The organism is Dysgonomonas mossii (assembly GCF_004569505.1).
Classification (GTDB): Bacteria; Bacteroidota; Bacteroidia; order Bacteroidales; family Dysgonomonadaceae; genus Dysgonomonas.
Genome location: NZ_SPPK01000119.1, coordinates 1 through 397, shown reverse-complemented (window position 1 = coordinate 397; position 397 = coordinate 1). Strand labels below are relative to the sequence as shown.

At 32.0% G+C, this 397-nt stretch carries 1 protein-coding gene; it reads left to right on the top strand.

The annotated features are described in order from the left end of the window. Nucleotides 1-23: 23 nt before the first annotated feature. The coding region (locus tag E4T88_RS17705; RefSeq protein WP_497707129.1) for an ATP-binding protein at nucleotides 24-397 on the top strand (374 nt) is incomplete at its 3' end.

Below are 397 nucleotides of genomic sequence, written 5' to 3'. Positions count from 1 at the left end.
GGGTACTAGCTGCGTCTAGTAGTATGGATAAATTAGTGATGAAACATTTATTTGCACATAGAGGATTACCTCAGTTACCATATGTCAGCTTTTTAAAAAGTGAATATGAAAAGTATGAACATAATATTATTGAACTTATACAAAACAAATTAGAATACCCAGTGTTCGTTAAACCAGCTAACTTAGGGTCAAGTGTTGGTATAAGTAAGTGTACAAATAAAGAAGAATTACTTGAAGGCATTAAAGAAGCTTTTCAATTCGATCGTAAACTTGTTATTGAGCAAGGTGTTGACGCGAGAGAAATAGAAGTTGCAGTATTGGGAAATGATTATCCTGAAACAACTTTACCTGGTGAAGTTGTAAAAGAAGTTCAATTCTACGATTATAAATCTAAATA